At 58.0% G+C, this 15,815-nt stretch carries 19 protein-coding genes; 11 read left to right on the forward strand and 8 right to left on the reverse strand.

Going from position 1 to position 15,815, the window contains the following annotated elements; genetic code table 11:
• Positions 1–10: 10 nt before the first annotated feature.
• Positions 11–178, reverse strand: a complete 168-nt coding sequence (locus ACR809_RS11650; protein WP_014343127.1) for a hypothetical protein — start codon at positions 176–178, stop codon at positions 11–13.
• 33 nt (positions 179–211) lie between these two features.
• Between ACR809_RS11650 and ACR809_RS11655 the strand changes: the two genes are divergently transcribed.
• Positions 212–2,173: a peptidase U32 family protein gene (locus ACR809_RS11655; RefSeq protein WP_122051266.1), complete on the forward strand. Its 1,962-nt coding sequence runs from the start codon at positions 212–214 to the stop codon at positions 2,171–2,173.
• 12 nt (positions 2,174–2,185) lie between these two features.
• Here the strand turns inward: ACR809_RS11655 and ACR809_RS11660 are convergent, their stop codons facing one another.
• The 5 genes from ACR809_RS11660 to ACR809_RS11680 form a co-directional block, all read right to left on the reverse strand.
• A complete protein-coding gene (locus ACR809_RS11660) occupies positions 2,186–2,416 on the reverse strand; it encodes a DUF2554 family protein (RefSeq protein ID WP_004143781.1) in 231 nt (76 codons plus the stop codon).
• A gap of 149 nt (positions 2,417–2,565) precedes the next feature.
• Complete coding sequence (locus tag ACR809_RS11665) at positions 2,566–2,871, reverse strand: hypothetical protein (protein WP_029602933.1); 306 nt, start codon at positions 2,869–2,871, stop codon at positions 2,566–2,568.
• 95 nt (positions 2,872–2,966) lie between these two features.
• The gene (locus tag ACR809_RS11670; RefSeq protein ID WP_002907461.1) at positions 2,967–3,092 is read right to left on the reverse strand and encodes a DUF2474 domain-containing protein; all 126 of its coding nucleotides are present in this window, start codon (positions 3,090–3,092) and stop codon (positions 2,967–2,969) included.
• Positions 3,092–4,102, reverse strand: a complete 1,011-nt coding sequence (gene cydB / locus ACR809_RS11675; protein ID WP_009484795.1) for a cytochrome d ubiquinol oxidase subunit II — start codon at positions 4,100–4,102, stop codon at positions 3,092–3,094. Before cydB ends, ACR809_RS11670 begins: the two co-directional genes overlap by 1 nt.
• A complete protein-coding gene (locus tag ACR809_RS11680; protein WP_004151214.1) occupies positions 4,102–5,499 on the reverse strand; it encodes a cytochrome ubiquinol oxidase subunit I in 1,398 nt (465 codons plus the stop codon). Before ACR809_RS11680 ends, cydB begins: the two co-directional genes overlap by 1 nt.
• Before the next feature lie 687 nt (positions 5,500–6,186).
• On the opposite strand from ACR809_RS11680, the gene ACR809_RS11685 reads away from it, so the two are divergent.
• From ACR809_RS11685 to patD, 6 genes are all read left to right on the forward strand, one after another.
• Positions 6,187–7,599 (forward strand): aminotransferase-like domain-containing protein, encoded by a 1,413-nt coding sequence (locus ACR809_RS11685; protein WP_004180141.1) that lies wholly within the window; start codon positions 6,187–6,189, stop codon positions 7,597–7,599.
• A gap of 304 nt (positions 7,600–7,903) precedes the next feature.
• Positions 7,904–9,049: a putative ABC transporter substrate-binding protein YdcS gene (gene ydcS, locus ACR809_RS11690; protein ID WP_122051267.1), complete on the forward strand. Its 1,146-nt coding sequence runs from the start codon at positions 7,904–7,906 to the stop codon at positions 9,047–9,049.
• 16 nt (positions 9,050–9,065) lie between these two features.
• Positions 9,066–10,079 carry an ABC transporter ATP-binding protein gene (locus tag ACR809_RS11695; RefSeq protein ID WP_004151215.1) on the forward strand — a complete coding sequence of 338 codons (1,014 nt, stop codon included), beginning with the start codon at positions 9,066–9,068 and terminating at the stop codon, positions 10,077–10,079.
• Position 10,080: 1 nt separating this feature from the next.
• Positions 10,081–11,010: an ABC transporter permease gene (locus tag ACR809_RS11700; protein ID WP_032441246.1), complete on the forward strand. Its 930-nt coding sequence runs from the start codon at positions 10,081–10,083 to the stop codon at positions 11,008–11,010.
• Positions 11,000–11,806, forward strand: a complete 807-nt coding sequence (locus ACR809_RS11705) for an ABC transporter permease (protein WP_004143773.1) — start codon at positions 11,000–11,002, stop codon at positions 11,804–11,806. The genes ACR809_RS11700 and ACR809_RS11705 overlap by 11 nt, the downstream gene beginning before the upstream one ends.
• A gap of 22 nt (positions 11,807–11,828) precedes the next feature.
• Positions 11,829–13,256, forward strand: a complete 1,428-nt coding sequence (gene patD / locus ACR809_RS11710; RefSeq protein ID WP_004175939.1) for an aminobutyraldehyde dehydrogenase — start codon at positions 11,829–11,831, stop codon at positions 13,254–13,256.
• 340 nt (positions 13,257–13,596) lie between these two features.
• Here patD and ACR809_RS11715 read toward each other — a convergent pair whose 3' ends face one another.
• Positions 13,597–13,719, reverse strand: a complete 123-nt coding sequence (locus tag ACR809_RS11715; protein ID WP_004175940.1) for a small membrane protein — start codon at positions 13,717–13,719, stop codon at positions 13,597–13,599.
• Between the two features lie 148 nt (positions 13,720–13,867).
• On the opposite strand from ACR809_RS11715, the gene ACR809_RS11720 reads away from it, so the two are divergent.
• Both ACR809_RS11720 and ACR809_RS11725 read left to right on the forward strand, forming a co-directional pair.
• Positions 13,868–14,065, forward strand: coding sequence for a hypothetical protein (locus tag ACR809_RS11720; RefSeq protein WP_004189776.1), 198 nt, complete (start codon positions 13,868–13,870; stop codon positions 14,063–14,065).
• Positions 14,066–14,202: 137 nt separating this feature from the next.
• Positions 14,203–14,454: a hypothetical protein gene (locus tag ACR809_RS11725; RefSeq protein ID WP_048290534.1), complete on the forward strand. Its 252-nt coding sequence runs from the start codon at positions 14,203–14,205 to the stop codon at positions 14,452–14,454.
• Positions 14,455–14,505: 51 nt separating this feature from the next.
• On the opposite strand, the gene yncL is transcribed toward ACR809_RS11725, so the two are convergent.
• Positions 14,506–14,598 carry a stress response membrane protein YncL gene (yncL, locus tag ACR809_RS11730; protein ID WP_002906891.1) on the reverse strand — a complete coding sequence of 31 codons (93 nt, stop codon included), beginning with the start codon at positions 14,596–14,598 and terminating at the stop codon, positions 14,506–14,508.
• A 194-nt stretch (positions 14,599–14,792) separates the two neighbouring features.
• On the opposite strand from yncL, the gene ACR809_RS11735 reads away from it, so the two are divergent.
• Both ACR809_RS11735 and ACR809_RS11740 read left to right on the forward strand, forming a co-directional pair.
• Positions 14,793–14,966 carry a GhoT/OrtT family toxin gene (locus ACR809_RS11735; protein ID WP_002906888.1) on the forward strand — a complete coding sequence of 58 codons (174 nt, stop codon included), beginning with the start codon at positions 14,793–14,795 and terminating at the stop codon, positions 14,964–14,966.
• Positions 14,967–15,054: 88 nt separating this feature from the next.
• A complete protein-coding gene (locus tag ACR809_RS11740; RefSeq protein WP_122051268.1) occupies positions 15,055–15,804 on the forward strand; it encodes an alpha/beta fold hydrolase in 750 nt (249 codons plus the stop codon).
• The last annotated feature ends 11 nt before the right edge of the window (positions 15,805–15,815 follow it).

Below are 15,815 nucleotides of genomic sequence, written 5' to 3' on the forward strand. Positions count from 1 at the left end.
TGATAACCACTCACAACGTGACGAGGAAAATCCGGAATACGTGATGACAGTACTCTTCGCCGTGATTTGAGGGAAATATCTTTTCCGTCAATACTTTGTTGAAAAGTGAAAATTCGTCGTCGCGCGACGGCGGAAAAGGTTTTCGTCTGCGCCCGGTTCTGACTACAATAGCCGCCATTTCGACCCCCTTATACTGGATAACAACACGCGTATGCGCCTGCACAATCATCGTCTTGAACTTCTTAGTCCTGCCCGGGACGCCGGTATCGCTCGCGAAGCGATCCTTCACGGCGCCGATGCCGTTTACATCGGTGGACCTGGCTTTGGTGCCCGCCACAACGCCAGCAACAGTCTGAGCGATATCGCCGGGCTGGTGCCTTTCGCTCATCGCTTTGGCGCAAAGGTATTTGTGACGCTGAACACCATTCTGCATGACGATGAACTGGAGCCGGCGCAGCGGCTGATTACCGATCTCTACGACGCAGGCGTCGATGCGCTGATCGTGCAGGATATGGGGATCATGGAGCTGGATCTGCCGCCGACTGAGCTGCACGCCAGCACCCAGTGCGATATTCGCAGTGTGGAAAAAGCGAAGTTTCTCTCCGACGCCGGCTTCAGTCAGATCGTGCTGGCGCGCGAACTGAACCTCAGTCAAATTAAAGCCATTTACGACCACACTGACGCCACTATCGAATTCTTTATCCATGGCGCGCTGTGCGTGGCCTATTCCGGGCAGTGTTACATTTCGCACGCCCAGACCGGACGCAGCGCCAACCGCGGCGACTGCTCGCAGGCTTGCCGCTTGCCGTATACCCTGAAGGACGATCAGGGGCGGGTGGTGGCCTATGAGAAACATCTCCTGTCGATGAAGGATAACGATCAGACCGCCAACCTGGCGGCGCTGATCGACGCTGGCGTACGCTCCTTCAAAATTGAAGGCCGTTACAAAGACATGAGTTATGTGAAAAACATCACTGCGCACTACCGTCAAATGCTGGATGCCATTATCGAAGATCGCGGCGACCTGGCGCGCGCCTCGGCTGGACGCACTGAGCATTTCTTTATCCCGTCCACGGATAAAACCTTCCACCGGGGCAGCACTGACTACTTTGTTAATGCCCGCAAAGGCGATATCGGCGCCTTTGATTCGCCGAAATTTATCGGCCTGCCGGTGGGTGAAGTTCTGAAGGTAGGCAAAGACCATCTCGACGTTGAAGTCAGTGAACCGTTAACCAACGGCGATGGTCTCAACGTGATGATTAAGCGCGAAGTGGTGGGCTTCCGTGCTAATACCGTGGAAAAAACCGGCGAAAACCGTTATCGGGTATGGCCGAACGAGATGCCAGCGGATCTGCATAAAGTGCGCCCCCATCAGCCGCTCAACCGCAACCTCGATCATAACTGGCAACAGGCGCTGCTAAAGACCTCCAGCGAACGCCGCATCGCGGTAGATGTGACGTTGAGCGGCTGGCAGGAGCAGCTGGTTCTCACCATGACCTGTGAAGATGGCGTCAGCGTGACCCACACCCTTGACGGGGAGTTCGCCGAAGCTAACCAGGCGGAGAAAGCGTTGACCAACCTGCGTGACGGTGTCACAAAACTGGGGCAAACCATTTACTATGCGCGCGAGGTGCAGGTTAATCTGCCGCCGCTGTTTGTGCCCAACAGCCTGCTCAACCAGCTGCGTCGGGAAACTGCGGAGATGCTGGATGAAGCGCGCCTCAACGCCTGGCAGCGCGGCACCCGCAAGCCGGTCTCCGTACCGCCGCCGGTCTACCCTGAGACCCATCTCTCCTTCCTCGCCAACGTCTATAACCACAAGGCGCGTGCGTTCTACCAGCGCTATGGCGTACAGTTGATCGACGCCGCCTATGAAGCGCACGAAGAGAAGGGCGATGTGCCGGTGATGATCACTAAGCATTGTCTGCGGTTCGCCTTCAACCTCTGCCCGAAGCAGGCGAAAGGCTCCATCAAGAGCTGGAAAGCCACGCCGATGCAGCTGATCCATGGCGATGAGGTCCTGACCCTGAAGTTTGACTGCCGTCCGTGCGAAATGCACGTGGTCGGCAAGATCAAAAACCATATCCTCAAAATGCCGCACCCGGGCAGCATTGTGGCCTCCGTCAGCCCGGACGATCTGATGAAGACGCTGCCGAAGCGCAAAGGGGCCTGATTCGAGTCGATGCTATTGGCAGGATGCCCGCGGTTTACGGTCGTCCTGCCAGCGGTGATGTTCGCGCAGGTCTGCGGCGGCCTCCTCGTGCTGGCTGCGAAGCTCATCGCTATCCGCTTCGTGCAGCAGCTGCTGTTCGAGACTTTGCACCGGAAAGTACTCGTGTCCCTGACGATGGGCCAACAGATGCCCGGAAAATAATGCGCACAGCAACAGCAGGGCGCTTATGCTTCTCTTTAACATACCTTTTCTCGACGGAACAATGGCGTGGACATACTATGTCAGGCGCAATGCAGGCTTTTTTTCGGGCATCTCAAAGAACGGCAAGAGTTTGTCAACGATGGCTGACGAAGGATGAAAAAAGGCCTGACGCGGAAGGCCAGGCCAGAGTGTTACGCTTTCGGCGGCAGCGGTTTCCCGCTGTGCTCGCTTCCTTTTGGCGGCTGCTTGCCGTTGTGCGGCGGTTGTTTACCATCGTGTTGCGGCTGTTTACCGTCGTGCTGCGGCTGTTTGCCGTCTCGTTGTGGCTGTTTGCTGTTGTATTGCGCTTGCTTACCTTCGTGTTGGCCGTTTTTCACCGGCGGTTTACCCTGATGCTGCGCGCCTTTTTCCGGCGGCGGCGGCGGGTTGTCGGCAGCAAAAGCCCATGACGACATTCCAAGCGTCATTACGGCGGAGAGTAAAGCTAACTTCTTCATAGCAATATCCTTTCTTCAGATGTATCGCCGTATTTCATCAGGCAAAAGTGAAGATAAGATGGAGAAGTCCCTTTTCGGACCTCTCTGCATCCCACTCAGACTTTTAGCCCTGCAGCGGTCATCAGCAGGCGAAACAGCAGGCTAATGGCGGCCAGCGTCAGTACGCTGCCTCCCCAGAGCGCGATCAGCCACAGCAGACGTTTAGGCCAGGCAGTATGCATCAGTGATATCCCTCCCCGGGCTGAACTTTGCCGCGGAACACGTAATAGCTCCAGCAGGTGTAGCCAAGAATGACCGGAATAATCAGCAGGGCGCCCACCAGCATAAAGCCCTGGCTTTGCGGGGGAGCGGCAGCCTGCCACAGCGTGATGGCCGGCGGGATAATATGCGGCCAGATGCTGATCCCCAGTCCGCTGAAGCCGAGAAAGACCAGGCCCAGCGTCAGCGTGAAGGGCGAAACATGGCGGTCGCGCTGATGCAGCGTGCGCCACAGCCAGCCGCTAACGAGGATCACCAGCAGCGGTACCGGCAGCAGGAAATAGAGATTCGGCAGGCTGAACCAGCGGGCAGCAATCGCCGGGTGCGCCAGCGGAGTCCACAGGCTGATGACGGCAAACACCGCCAGCAGGGCACCCAGCAACTGCCGCGATGCGCTGCGCATTCTCTGCTGCAGCGCGCCTTCACTTTTCATCACCAGCCAGGTGGCGCCGAGCAGCGCATAGGCCACGCATAGTCCGAATCCGCAGAACAGGCTGAACGGAGTCAGCCAGTCAAACATGCCGCCGCTGAAGGCGCGACCGCTGACGGTGAAACCGTTGATCACCGCCCCGACCACCACGCCCTGGCTGAAGGTTGCCAGCAGGGAGCCGCCAAAAAAGGCGCGATCCCAGAATGGCCGGTGCGACGGCGTGGCCTGGAAGCGAAACTCAAAGGCGACGCCGCGAAAAATCAGGCCGATCAGCATCAGGGTCAGGGGGATCGACAGGGCGTCGATGATCACCGCGTAGGCGAGGGGAAAGGCGCCAAACAGGCCGGCGCCGCCGAGCACCAGCCAGGTTTCATTGCCATCCCATACCGGCGCGACGCTGTTGACCATTACGTCGCGATCCCCGCCGCCCCGCACCGTGCTGAACAGCAGGCCAATGCCCAGATCAAAGCCATCCATGACGATGTACATCAGCGTGGCAAAGACGATAATCACGAACCAGATCACCGATAATTCGATACCCATTAGCGGGACTCCTTCTGCAGATAACCTTCAGTGGCGGCGGACAGCGGGCGGGCGGGCGTACCGGTTGTCGCCGGGAGCATCTCCTGCGGCCCCTTGCGAATCAGGCGCAGCATATAGCTGTAGCCGACGCCGAAGACGGCGCTGTACACTACGATAAAGGTCAATAAACTGACCGACATATGCAGATCGCCATGAGCGGAAACGGCATCGGCGGTGCGCTGAACGCCATACACCACCCAGGGTTGGCGGCCCACCTCGGTGGTCACCCAGCCGGCGAGAATAGCGATCAGGCCGGATGGCCCCATCCACAGGGCAAAACGCAGAAACGGCCGCGAGTGGTATAGCCGGTCGCCGCGACGCAGCCACAGGGCCAGCACGCCCAGCAGCAGCATCAACATGCCTAGCCCGGCCATCAGGCGAAATGACCAGAACACCACAGTAGAATTCGGGCGCTCCTCAGGAGCGAACTCTTTCAACGCCGGCACCTGTTTATCAAGACTGTGGGTGAGGATCAGACTGCCCAGGGCCGGGATCTCAAGCCCGTAGCGGGTGCGCTCCTGGTCCATATCGGGCCAGCCAAACAGCAGCAACGGCGTTGGCTCACCCGGCGGATTTTCCCAGTGCCCCTCAATGGCGGCGATTTTCGCCGGCTGGTGCTTCAGGGTATTCAGGCCATGCATATCGCCGATCAGCGCCTGGACGGGGGCGACCAGCAGCGTCATCCATAGCGCCATCGAGAACATCTTACGGATCGCCGGCGACTGATTGCCGCGCAGCAGATGCCAGGCCGCCGAGGCGCCGACAAACAGCGCGCTACTGAGAAATGCCGCTACTGTCATATGCAATAATCGGTAGGGGAACGACGGATTAAAGATCACCGCCAGCCAGTCGACGGGCACGACTTGGCCATCAACGATCTCAAACCCCTGCGGGGTCTGCATCCAGCTGTTAGAGGCGAGGATCCAGAAGGTGGAGATGATAGTACCCAGCGCCACCATGCAGGTGGCGAAAAAGTGTAGCCCCGGCCCCACGCGGTTCCAGCCGAAAAGCATCACCCCGAGGAAGCCCGCTTCCAGAAAAAATGCCGTCAGGACTTCATAGGTCAGCAGAGGGCCGGTTATGCTGCCTGCAAACTGTGAGAAACCGCTCCAGTTGGTGCCGAACTGGTAGGCCATCACCAGCCCGGAAACGACCCCCATACCGAAGTTGACGGCGAAAATCTTCGACCAGAAATGGTACAGCGAGCGCCAGACGGGATTTTTTGTTTTTAGCCATAAGCCTTCGAGCACCGCCAGATAGCTGGCCAGTCCGATGGTAATGGCGGGGAAGATAATATGAAATGAGACCGTAAAAGCGAATTGAACTCGCGCCAGATGGAATGCATCAAGACCGAACATGCAGGACTCCACAACAAAATTGATTCAGCGCAATTTTAGGTGGAGTGACGACTGAGGGGCAGAGGCAGTCACGCCATTTTTTATCATAACAGTTGGCCGCTGTTATGATTTTTCAGCTGTTGCCAGGGCGAGAAAATATCCTTGCGCAACCTTGATTAATCCCTGCGGAAGGTGATTAGGCGTCTATTCCGCTGTCTGTCATATTATTGCTAACGGCTGGCTACGCGGCCCTGCCGCCGGTATGGCGTAGTCACCTGGTCGGCATAATATATCCTTACCACCCCCCGTAGCTCATATTTTGGCTTACGAAATCCGCCACGGATTTTTACTCTGATTTATTGTCACTCATTAGTATGAGAATAAGTAAAAACGCTGAGCCGGTTAATCGTAAATTAAATAATAATAAATTGTCGGCTCCGCGGCTAATTTGTACTGTATGAGCTCGGGAATAAATAAAAGGGAATGCCAATGTCTGAAAAAGGATTACAGAGTCTGTGCATTACGCTTGGCGTAATGATTATCTTCTGGTTTGTTTTAATCTCGCTATTCTGGGTGGTGATATTTTAAACTCATCCCGTGCTATCACGGCGACGCGGCCGCCGCTGCAGATATAACAGTTACAGGAAACTATGATTTTTTTATAACTGATATATGATAATGGGACGTTATCGTACGGGGACGGCCGCAATGAAAAAGTATCAACAGTTGGCGCAGCAACTGACCGAGCAGATCGCCCTTGGCGTCTGGTTGCCTGGCGATCGGCTGCCGTCGCTGCGCGAGCAGGTGATCAGCAGCGGCATGAGCTTTATGACCGTCAGCCATGCCTATCAGCTGCTGGAAAGCCAGGGGCGCATCGTCGCCCGTCCGCAGTCGGGTTATTATGTTGCCCCTCAGCCGGTGAAGCTCCGCCAGCCGGCGCCGCCTGCCCAAGTCACTCGCGATGAAGCCGTCGATATCAATACCTATATCTTTGAGGTGCTCCAGGCCAGCCGCCAGGCGTCGATGCTGCCCTTTGCCTCGGCCTTTCCGGACCCGCGTCTCTTCCCGCTGCAGCAGCTCAACCGCTCGCTGGCGCAGGTGAGTAAAACCGCCACCGCCATGAGCGTCATTGAGAATCTGCCGCCGGGCAATGCAGAACTTCGGCATGCCATTGCCCGTCGCTATGCCCTGCAGGGGATGAACGTCTCGCCGGACGAGATCGTCATCACCGCCGGGGCGCTGGAGGCGCTTAACCTCAGCCTGCAGGCGGTGACCGAGCCGGGAGACTGGGTGGTGGTGGAAAACCCCTGCTTCTACGGCGCCCTGCAGGCGCTGGAGAGGCTGCGTTTGAAAGCATTGTCGGTGGCCACTGACGTCAGGGAAGGCATTGATCTGACGGCGCTGGAGGCGGCCCTGCAAAACTATCCGGTGAAGGCCTGCTGGCTGATGACCAACGGCCAAAATCCGCTCGGCTTCACCCTCAGCGCTGAAAAAAAAGCGGCGCTGGTGGCGCTGCTGGCGCGCTATAACGTGATGTTGATCGAAGATGATGTCTACAGCGAGCTCTATTTTGGCCGCGAAAAGCCGTTACCGGCGAAGTTCTGGGATCGCCAGGAGATGACGCTGCACTGCAGCTCGTTCTCAAAATGTCTGGTACCCGGCTTTCGTATCGGCTGGGTGGCGGCCGGCAAACAGGCGCGGCGGATCCAGCAGCTCCAGCTGATGAGTACGCTTTCCACCAGTTCGCCGATGCAGTTAGCCCTGGTGGATTACCTGTCCACCAAGCGCTATGACGCCCACCTGCGCCGTCTACGTCGTCAGCTGGCGGAGCGTAAACAGCAGGCCTGGCAGGCGCTGCTGCGCCATCTGCCGCCGGAGGTCATCGTCCACCACAGCGACAGCGGCTACTTTCTGTGGATCGAACTACCGGAAGGGGCCGACGCTAGCGCACTTAGCGCCCGGGCGCTGGCGTCGCACATCAGCATTGCCCCAGGGAAAATGTTCTCCACCTCCGACAGCTGGACCTCGTTTTTCCGTTTTAATACCGCCTGGGGCTGGGGGGAACGCGAAGAGCAGGGGGTGAAGCGCCTGGGGGAGCTTATTCGCGAACAGCTTGCCTGACCCTGTCGTTTATTTTTCTCATCATAAACATTCTGCGAAAATAAGCGAAAGAGGATTTTTATCGAGGCCGGTCATTATTTTACCGGCGCTCACCATAGGAAATATGCATACCCCTCCTCATTCCCTAACTCGTTGTCTATAATCCATAAAGTCCTGCTTGTGTTGGCGATTTTTACGTAATGCGTCCCGGGTCACAACCTGAATAAATTCCCCTGGGGGCGTTAATCCGCTGACTACCCTTATTTCAGGAGATATTTTTACGGCACGGCTGCCGCTAATTCCTTTGTGACAGGAGTAACACCTGATGAGCAAAAAAATTGCCCGTTGCAGCCTTTATGTGCTGGGTATGGCTTGTTTGACCGTTCAGGCGGCAGAGCCGCTCACCTCGCTGGATAAACCGGAAGGGCGGCTCGATATTATTGCCTGGCCGGGATATATCGAACGCGGTCAGACCGACAAACAGTACGACTGGGTGAGTCAGTTCGAAAAGGACACCGGTTGCCAGGTTAATGTCAAAACCGCTGCCACCTCTGACGAGATGGTCAGTCTGATGGCCAAAGGCGGCTACGATCTGGTCACCGCCTCGGGTGATGCTTCGCTGCGCCTGATCATGGGCAAACGCGTGCAGCCGATCAACACGGCGCTGATTGCCGGCTGGGGCTCCCTTGATCCGCGTATTGCGAAGGGGGCGTGGTTTAACGTCGGCGGTAAAGTCTATGGCACGCCGTATCAGTGGGGGCCGAACCTGCTGATGTACAACACCCGCGTATTCCCGACGCCGCCGGACAGCTGGCGCGTGGTGTTCGTCAAGCAGGATCTACCGGATGGTAAAACCAACCAGGGGCGGGTGCAGGCCTATGATGGCCCGATCTATATCGCCGACGCCGCGCTGTTTGTCAAAGCCACCCGGCCGCAGCTGGGGATCGAAGACCCCTATCAACTGACCGAAACCCAGTACAACGCGGTGCTGAAAGTCCTGCGCGACCAGCAACCGCTGATCCATCGCTACTGGCATGACGCCACCGTACAGATGAACGACTTCAAAAACGAAGGGGTAGCCGCCTCCAGTTCGTGGCCCTATCAAGCCAACGGCCTGAAGGCGGAAGGCCAGCCGGTCGCCACCGTGTTCCCGAAGGAGGGGGTAACCGGCTGGGCGGATACCACCATGCTGCACAGCGAGGCGAAGCACCCGGTCTGCGCCTATAAATGGATGAACTGGTCGCTCACGCCGAAGGTGCAGGGCGATGTGGCGGCATGGTTCGGTTCGCTGCCGGTGGTGCCTGAGGGCTGTAAAGCCAGCGCGCTGCTCGGTGATAAAGGCTGTGAGACCAACGGCTATGAGCAGTTTAACCGCATTCACTTCTGGAAAACGCCGGTTGCGGAAGGCGGGAAATACGTGCCCTATAGCCGCTGGACTCAGGACTATATTGCGATAATGGGCGGCCGCTAAGGATCGGAGGCAAACAATGACGTACGCGGTCGAGTTCCAGAATGTATCGCGCCTGTATGGCGATGTGCGGGCGGTGGATGGGGTTAGCATTGGCATACGCGATGGAGAATTTTTCTCGATGCTGGGTCCGTCCGGCTCGGGTAAAACCACCTGCCTGCGGCTGATCGCCGGTTTTGAGCAGCTCTCCGGCGGAACCATCCATATCTTTGGTCAGCCGGCCAGCGAACTGCCGCCCTGGCAGCGGGATGTGAATACCGTGTTCCAGGACTACGCGCTATTTCCCCACATGTCGATCCTTGACAACGTCGCCTACGGCCTGATGGTCAAAGGCATGGCGAAGAAAGCGCGCCATGCCCGCGCCCAGGAGGCGCTGGAGAAGGTGGCCCTTGGCTTTGCTCATCATCGCAAGCCCTCCCAGCTCTCCGGCGGCCAGCGGCAGCGGGTCGCGATTGCCCGGGCGCTGGTGAACCAGCCGCGGGTGCTGCTGCTCGATGAGCCGCTGGGCGCTCTGGATTTGAAACTCCGCGAGCAGATGCAGGTGGAGTTGAAAAAGCTGCAGCAGTCGCTGGGGATCACCTTCATCTTCGTGACCCACGACCAGAGCGAAGCGCTGTCGATGTCGGATCGCGTGGCGGTGTTTAACAACGGGCGCATTGAGCAGGTGGATGCCCCGCAGGATCTCTATCTGCACCCCAGGACCGCGTTTGTGGCCGGTTTTGTCGGCACCGCCAACGTTTTTGCAGCCGAGGCGGCCCGACGATTGTGCGGGATGGCGGGCAGCTGGTCGCTGCGTCCGGAGCATGTTCGCCTGCAGGGCGGCGGCGAGGTGCAGGTGCAGGGTGTGGTGCAGGCGGTGCAGTATCAGGGGGCGGCGACGCGGATCGAGCTCCGCCTCGCGGATGGCGACAAACTGCTGGTCAGCCAGGCCAACATCGATGGCGCGGCGGCGGCCAGCGTTCCGCGAACCGGGCAAATAGTACAGGCGTCATGGTCGCGCTCGGCGATGACCCCGCTGGAAAGCGGAGGCTGAGATGACCATGGCAATAATTCCTGCGCAGACCGGGCGCATATCGGGGATCTTCTGGCGCCGACCGGCGCTGGGCCTGTTTTTACTGCTGCTCGGGCCGCTGATGTGGTTTGGCATCGTCTATCTGGGATCGCTGCTGACCCTGCTGTGGCAGAGCATTTATACCTTTGACGACTTCACCATGTCGGTGACCAGCGACTTCACGCTGGCTAACCTGCGGGCGCTGTTCAACCCTGCCAACTACGACATTATTGTGCGGACCCTGGTGATGGCACTGTGCGTCACGCTGGCCAGCGCGCTGCTGGCGCTGCCGATGGCCTGGTATATGGCGCGCTATACCAGCGGCAAAATGAAGGCCTTCTTTTATATCGCGGTCATGCTGCCAATGTGGGCCAGCTATATCGTCAAAGCCTATGCGTGGGTGCTGCTGCTGGCGAAAGATGGCGTGGCGCAGTGGTTCCTCGGTCATCTTGGACTGGAGGGGGCGCTGAACGCGCTGTTGAGCGTCCCGGCGATCGGCGGCAATACCTTGTCCACCTCCGGCCTTGGACGCTTTCTGGTGTTCGTCTACATCTGGCTGCCGTTTATGATCCTGCCGGTGCAGGCGGCGCTGGAGCGTATTCCGGGATCGTTGCTACAGGCCTCGGCCGATCTCGGCGCGGCCCCGCGGCAGACCTTTCGCTACGTGGTGCTGCCGCTGGCCATTCCCGGCATCGCCGCTGGGTCGATCTTCACCTTTTCGCTGACGCTAGGCGACTTTATCGTGCCGCAGCTGGTGGGCCCGCCGGGATACTTTATCGGCAATATGGTTTACTCGCAGCAGGGGGCGATCGGCAATATGCCGATGGCGGCGGCGTTTACCCTGGTGCCTATCGTCTTGATTGCCCTCTATCTGGCGTTCGTGAAACGTCTGGGAGCCTTCGATGCACTCTGAACGCGCGCCCTGGTATCTGCGACTGGCGACCTGGGGCGGGGTGATATTCCTCCACTTTCCGCTGCTGATTATCGCCATCTATGCTTTTAATACGGAAGATGCAGCCTTTAGCTTTCCGCCGCAGGGGCTGACGCTGCGCTGGTTCAGCGAGGCGGCCGGGCGCAGCGACATTCTGCAGGCAGTGACACTGTCACTTAAAATCGCCGCCCTGTCGACCGCCATTGCCTTAGTGCTTGGCACGCTGGCTGCAGGAGCCCTGTGGCGCAGCGCCTTTTTTGGCAAAAATGCGGTGTCGCTACTGCTGCTGCTGCCTATCGCCCTGCCGGGGATCATTACCGGCTTGGCACTCCTGACGGCGTTCAAAGCGGTCGGCCTTGAGCCTGGCCTGCTGACGATCGTGGTGGGGCACGCGACCTTCTGCGTGGTGGTGGTGTTTAACAACGTCATCGCCCGTTTCCGCCGGACTTCGTGGAGTATGGTGGAAGCCTCGATGGATTTAGGCGCTACCGGTTGGCAGACCTTTCGTTACGTAGTGCTGCCCAATCTGGGGTCGGCGCTGCTGGCGGGGGGAATGCTGGCATTTGCTCTGTCGTTTGATGAAATTATCGTTACCACTTTTACCGCGGGGCATGAACGCACCTTGCCGCTGTGGTTGCTGAATCAGCTGGGGCGGCCGCGAGATGTGCCCGTCACCAACGTTGTCGCGCTGTTGGTGATGCTGGTAACGACGATACCAATCTTAGGGGCCTGGTGGCTCACCCGCGACGGCGATAACGACGCCGGAAACGGGAAATAAAACCATGAAACAGGATAATGCTATGCAACACAACCTATTGATAAACGGTAAGTTAGTGGCAGGTGAAGGCGAGAAGGTTCCGGTATATAACCCTGCAACCGGCGAAGTGATCCTGGAGATTGCCGAAGCGACAGCGGCCCAGGTCGATGCCGCCGTTGAGGCGGCGGACCGGGCATTCGATGCCTGGAGTCAGACGACGCCGAAGACGCGTGCGGAATGTCTCCTGAAGCTGGCGGACGCCATCTCGGCGCAGGCTGAAACCCTGGCGCAGCTGGAGTCGCTGAACTGCGGCAAGCCGCTGCACTGCGTGATTAATGATGAAATGCCGGCCATCGCCGACGTCTTCCGCTTCTTCGCCGGCGCCGCTCGCTGCCTGCCGGGGATGGCGGCCGGAGAGTATCTCGAAGGGCATACCTCAATGATCCGCCGCGATCCGGTGGGCGTGGTGGCCTCCATCGCGCCGTGGAACTATCCGCTGATGATGGCGGCCTGGAAGCTGGCCCCGGCGCTGGCGGCGGGCAACTGCGTAGTGATAAAACCCTCGGAGATCACCCCGCTGACGGCGCTGAAGCTGGCGGAGCTGGCAAAAGATATCTTCCCGGAGGGGGTTATCAACGTGCTGTTTGGCCGCGGTAAAACGGTGGGCGACCCCTTGACCGCCCACGTTAAAGTGCGAATGGTCTCCCTGACCGGATCGATTGCCACCGGAGCCCATATCATTGGCCATACCGCCTCGTCGATTAAACGCACCCACATGGAGCTGGGCGGTAAGGCGCCAGTGATCGTTTTTGACGATGCGGACATCGATGCGGTGGTGGATGGGGTGCGGACCTTCGGTTTTTACAACGCCGGCCAGGACTGCACGGCCGCCTGCCGGATCTACGCCCAGCAGGGTATCTATGACCAGCTGGTGGAGAAACTTGGGGCGGCGGTGGCCAGCCTGAAAATGGGGGCGCCGGAGGACGCTGCCACCGAACTGGGTCCGCTGAGCTCGCTGGCCCATCTTGAGCGCGTTAGCGCGGCGGTGGAAGCCGCAAGGGCGCTGCCGCACATTAAGGTGGTCACCGGCGGCAGTCGGGCTGACGGCGCGGGCTATTACTTCCAGCCGACGCTGCTCGCCGGCGCCCGGCAGGAAGACGCTATTGTCCAGCGCGAAGTGTTTGGTCCGGTAGTCAGCGTGACGCCTTTCAGCGATGAAGCGCAGGCCCTGAGCTGGGCGAATGACTCTCAGTATGGCCTGGCCTCCTCGGTATGGACGAAAGATGTCGGTCGCGCCCATCGTCTTAGCGCCAGGCTGCAGTACGGCTGCACCTGGGTCAATACCCACTTTATGCTGGTCAGCGAAATGCCGCACGGTGGCCAGAAGCTGTCAGGCTACGGCAAGGACATGTCGATGTATGGCCTTGAGGATTATACCGTGGTCCGCCATGTGATGGTTAAGCATAGCTAAAGGATTGATCATTTAGCGCCAGGCGACTATTGCGCGATGGGTGTGTTAGGCCGCTAATAGTCACAATGGCAAAAATTGTCAAAACTCAACCCAGGGAATATGAGATTATTCTGATGCCCCTTCAAGAGCTAAGCCATCATGAGTGCCGGAGATAAGCGCCGGATGGGGTCCGCCAGTCACCCTGGGCGCACAGCGCCCGGCGGGTGGGGCGGCAACATCGCGGTTCGCGACCGAATTGCGGCCCCTGTCTGTCGGCAGGGGCTTTTTTGTGCTCGCAGAAGAGCGAAGAGATGAGCCGGCCAGTCGCGCCGGGGTAACGAGAATACCGCTTTAACTACTTTCAGCGCTTGGTTTTTTTGCTGGGCAGGCTGGCGCTGCGCCGGTCACGAATGTAGGAAATAAGATTATACACCGCCGCGACCAGCAGGATTAGCGCGATGACCAGCGTGATGATTCCGGACATATCCACCTCGAAATTCAAAGCGCGAACTGCGCTAAAGCATTACCAATGGTTATGAATGTAAGTATTATCTGACGCGAAGGCAAATGATATTTGTTGTCATTTAGCGCTATTTCTGGCTCTTATCCGTGATGACGGAGATGAAGAGGTTATGTTACAACGGCTTGCCATCGCCATTTATCTTCTTACGATGACGGCCCGCGCGATATATTGCGCCTGTGGCGAAGGCGGCGATCCTTTTCCCCTTGCCGACGGCGAAATATTTTCCTTATTAGCGAAATTAACTCCCCTGAACAGAAAGTATTTCACGGCTAGAGATAAGCTTTTAATATTTACGGTTATCGCATGATATTTGTTCTGAATATTTTATAGCCCTGAGGCAGAGGCAAATACCGGATGCCGCCCGGTAGCGTGCCCCGGGTTTGACTTTCCGCCGCCGCTCATGCGATCATTTAGGGCATATTAGGTTTTGACGTTGATGTCGCTGTGAAAATTTTTGCTTTTATTCTGCTGGCTATCGGCGCTGTGGCGCTGAGCTATGGTAATGCCCCGGCGAAACGAATCCAAAGCTGTGAGAAGATGGGCGTAGGGCAGGCCGTCTGCGCCGCCGCCGAATGGGATAGTGAAAAAGTCAATGTACTGCCGCGCTATAACCCCAGTCTTAATAAGGTAATAGCTGCCGCGCAGTTAGCCCCCGCCGCCCGACAGCAAGATAACAACTCTGTTGTTCGCGTGTAAAAAAGCAGCCTCCGGGGCTGCTTTTTTAGGTTTCGTTGCTGAATTAAATGATTAAAACCAGCCAAATCTTACGGACAGCAGGCTGATAAGCGCGAACGCGGCGCAGACATTAATCATAACGACGGTTTTACTGGAGACATCCATAGCGCCACCCTAATGAGTAAGTCCTAAAGGTATAGTACGGCGCCAGCGGTTGCGCTATCAGATTAAGACGAATCAGGCTTTATTCTGAATATTCAGCCCGTTTCTGATTTTGTTATACAGGTATCTCTGAATCACGACGTCATGGCAGATAATCATCCCACCATGGAACGCCCTCAGGGAAGGAAAAAGTAAGAATGACGTTATATCAAAAAATGTTGGTGTTTTACGCCATTATGGGCGTGATATGCGCCGTGATTAGCTGGTTTTTAACCAAAGAGAGCCGGATGATCCGCCTGCTGGCGGCCCTGCTGATCGGCGCCACCTGGCCGTTCAGCTTCCCGATGGCGCTGCTCGTCTCGCTGTTTTAACCCTCAGGCGCTAGACGGCAGAAAGGGGTAGCACAAAGGATAAGGTTACTGTATAAAAAAACAGTAACCTTATCATGGAGGCATACAGGTGAACGGTTTTTATTCGTCCGTCGCTGGCGCTACGCTGCGCTGGCACGATTTCCCGGGAGATGGCCTTCCGGTGGTGTTTATCCACGGCCTTGGCTGCGCGTCATCCTACGATTATCCCCGCATTGCCAGCGATCCTGCGCTCCGCGAACGGCGCAAAATACTCATCGATCTGCCGGGCTTCGGCTATAGCGATAAACCGCGCGCGTTTAGTTACAACATACATGAGCAGGCTTTAGTTTTGGAGCAGTTCCTCAGCCACCTGCGCCTGCAGCGCTTCGCGCTGTTCGGGCATAGCATGGGAGGGAGCATCGCCATCGAAGCGGCGGGGCTACTGGGCGAGCGGGTGACCACGCTGCTGGTCTCGGAACCCAACCTGTTCGCCGGCGGCGGCGAGTACAGCAGGCGCATTGCGGCGCAGTCAGAGACAACCTTTGTCGCTGACGGCTATGCCAGGCTGCTGGCGGAGGAGCGCTCGCCGTGGGCGGGTTGTTTACAAAACAGCGCCCCCTGGGCCGTCTGGCGGGCCGCCAGCAGCCTGATACGCGGCAGCGACACGCCCTGGTTTACCCAGCTATGCCAGCTGCGCTGCCAGAAAATGCTGATCGTCGGAGAGCGGTCGCTCCCTTACGCGGATAGCGACCTCGTTCAGGCACAAGGGATCCCGGTCGGCATCGTGCCCCATGCCGGACACTCGATGGCGTGGGACAACCCGCAGGGGCTGGCGCAGCTTATCGCCAGCCATAGTTAAGAGGCGCTGGG

The sequence above is a fragment of the Klebsiella sp. CD33 genome, assembly GCF_051992865.1.
Lineage (GTDB): Bacteria > Pseudomonadota > Gammaproteobacteria > Enterobacterales > Enterobacteriaceae > Klebsiella > Klebsiella pneumoniae.